Here is a 2,736-nt window from a genome sequence, read left to right as displayed (position 1 = left end):
GCTTCCCACCCACCGTCGGCGTCGCTTCGACCCGCCCTTCCGACATGCCGGCCGATCACGCCGAACTGCCGGTGTGGAACGCCGAAAACTGGTTGTATGAGGATTGGCCGGTCGGCCAGAAAATCCGCTCGCTCCGGCGCACCATGGCCGAAGGCGACAGCCATCTCTTCAACACCCTGGTGCTCGACATCCACCCTTACGTGCAGGACCAGATGTTCGCCGAGCGCGAAGGCATTTTCGGCAGGCGTCTGGTGGCCGGCGCGTTCGTCTTCTCCGCCGGGCTCGGCCTCGTCGCGACCAATTGCGTCAACGCCTTTTCCTACGGCTACGACAAGCTCCGCTTCATCAAGCCGGTCTTCATCGGCGACACCATCTATTCGATCCGCACCAACATGGAGAAAAAGCCCCGCTACAAGGACATGGGGCTGATCCGCGCCAGCTACGAAGTCTTCAAGGGCGAAGGCGAGCTGGTGCTCTACTGCGAGCACCTTCAGACGGTGAAATACAAGAACCCGGCCGACTTCGCCGGCAAGACGGAGAAGTGATGATGGCCGCCGACCTGCCGCTGTCCGGCCTTGTCGTCGTCGACATGAGCCAGTTCCTGTCGGGACCTTACTGCTCGCTGAGACTGCTCGACCTCGGCGCGCGCGTCATCAAGATCGAGCGTCCGGATGGCGGCGACCTGTCCCGCAGGCTCTATCTCAGCGACACCGAGATCGGCGGCGATTCCACCATCTTCCACGCCATCAACCGCGCCAAGGAGAGCTTTGCCGTCGATCTGAAGAACGAAGCGGACCTTGCCGCGCTCCGCGGCCTGCTCGGCAAAGCGGATGTGCTGATCCAGAATTTCCGGCCAGGCATCATCGAGCGGCTCGGCCTCGACTATGAGCATGTGCGCTCGCTCAACCCGCGGCTGGTCTATGCCTCGATCAGCGGCTATGGCGAGGAAGGCCCTTGGGTGAAACGTCCAGGCCAGGATCTGCTCGCCCAGGCGCGCTCCGGCGTGATGTGGCTGAACGGCGACGAGGATCAGGGTCCGGTGCCGTTCGGTCTGGCAATCGCCGACATGCTGGCGGGTGCCGCCTGCGCGCAGGGCATCCTCGCAGCACTTGTCCGGCGCGGCATCACCGGCGAAGGCGGCCATGTCGAGACCAGCCTGTTCGAGGCGCTGATCGACTTCCAGTTCGAGGTTCTGACGACACATCTCAACGACGGACGGCGGCTGCCGCGCCGTTCGTCCTTCCGCAGCGCCCATGCCTATCTGGCGGCGCCCTACGGCGTCTATCCGGCCAAGGACGGTTTCCTGGCGATCGCCATGACGCCGATCCCTAAACTGGCCGACCTGCTCGAGATCGAGGCGCTGGCGCCCTACCTCGACCAGCCGTCGACCTGGTTCACCGCGCGCGACGAGATCAAGGCGATCATCGCCCAGCGCATCGCGCAGAAAGCGGTCGATGAATGGCTGGCGATCCTCGAGCCGGCCGATATCTGGTGCGCGAAGGTGCTGAACTGGAGGGAGATGCTGGAGAGCGACGGCTTCAAGGCGCTCGACCTGCTGCAGACCGTGACGCGCGAGGATGGGGTGACGATCGACACGACCCGGTCGCCGCTGCGGATCGACGGCGTGCGCGCCAAGGTCGAGCGGGCGGCGCCGCGCGTCGGCGAGCACAGCGACAAGATCCGCAAGGAGTTCGGCCTGTGAGTGGCATGTCGTTGAAAGGCATGACCTGGAACCATCCGCGCGGCTACGATCCGATGGTTGCCTGCTCCAGGCTGTGGCAGGAAAAGACCGGCATTTCGATCGAATGGGAGAAGCGCTCGCTGCAGGATTTCGAATCTTTCTCGGTCGAGGAACTCGCCCGCGCCTATGACCTGATCGTCATCGATCATCCGCATGTCGGCCAGATCACCGCCGAGAAGTGCCTGGCGCCGCTCGACGTTCCGGGCCGCGAGGCGGAGCGCGAAGCGCTGGCCAAGGCAAGCGTCGGTCGATCCTATCCAAGCTACGCCTGGCGGGGACGGCAATGGGCCTTTCCGATCGACGCCGCCAGCCAAGTGCAGGCCTGGCGGCCCGATCTGATCGAGGCCGCGCCGACGATCTGGACCGAAGTGCTGGAGCTTGTCGAGCAGGGCTGCGTGCTCCTGCCGCTCAGGCCGCCGCACTCGCTGATGTGCTTCTTCACTTTAGCCGCCGATCTTGGCCGGCCGTGCGCCGTCGAAGGCCCGGGCGATCTGGTCGATCCCGAGACCGGCGAAACCGTCTTCGAAATGCTGCGTGAGATCTCGGCGCTCGTCGATCCCGAATGCCTGACGATGGATCCGATCGCGGTGTTCGAAAAGATGGCGGAAGCCGGCTCGCGCATCGCCTGCGCACCGCTGATCTATGGCTACGTGCCCTATGCGAAAGCCGGGTTCCGTCCGAACCAGCTTTTTTTCAGCGACATGCCGTCCGTGGGCACTGACGGCCCGGTCGGTTCCGCTCTCGGCGGCACCGGCATCGCCGTCTCGGCTTTCTCCACTGCCAGCAAGGAAGCGATCGACTTCGCCTACTGGATCGCCAGCGGCGAGGTGCAGCGCGGTCCCTACGCCGCCGCCGGCGGCCAGCCCGGCCATGCCGCCGCCTGGGAGGACGCGGCCGTCAACGCCGCGACCGGCGATTTCTATCGCCGCACGCGGGCAACGCTCGAGGGCGCCTGGGTACGCCCGCGCCATGACGGCTACATGGCGTTCCAGCAG

3 protein-coding genes are annotated in these 2,736 nt (G+C 65.3%); all 3 read left to right on the top strand.

Annotated features, from left to right (window positions below; genetic code table 11):
• Positions 1 to 545 (top strand): MaoC family dehydratase (locus tag EOA29_RS31830; protein WP_145969911.1); only part of this gene is annotated, 545 nt, incomplete at its 5' end.
• Entirely contained in the window at positions 542 to 1,702 is a 1,161-nt protein-coding gene (locus EOA29_RS31825; protein ID WP_126092260.1) for a CaiB/BaiF CoA-transferase family protein, read from the top strand. The genes EOA29_RS31830 and EOA29_RS31825, both read left to right, overlap by 4 nt.
• 5 nt (positions 1,703 to 1,707) lie before the next feature.
• Positions 1,708 to 2,736 (top strand): extracellular solute-binding protein (locus tag EOA29_RS31820; RefSeq protein WP_245468609.1); only part of this gene is annotated, 1,029 nt, incomplete at its 3' end.

Origin of the sequence: Mesorhizobium sp. M1E.F.Ca.ET.063.01.1.1 (assembly GCF_003998155.1) — a bacterium.
In the GTDB taxonomy this organism is placed as follows: Bacteria; Pseudomonadota; Alphaproteobacteria; order Rhizobiales; family Rhizobiaceae; genus Mesorhizobium.
Note: the sequence above shows the minus strand (reverse complement) of the source record. Positions and strands in the feature narration are given on the sequence as shown.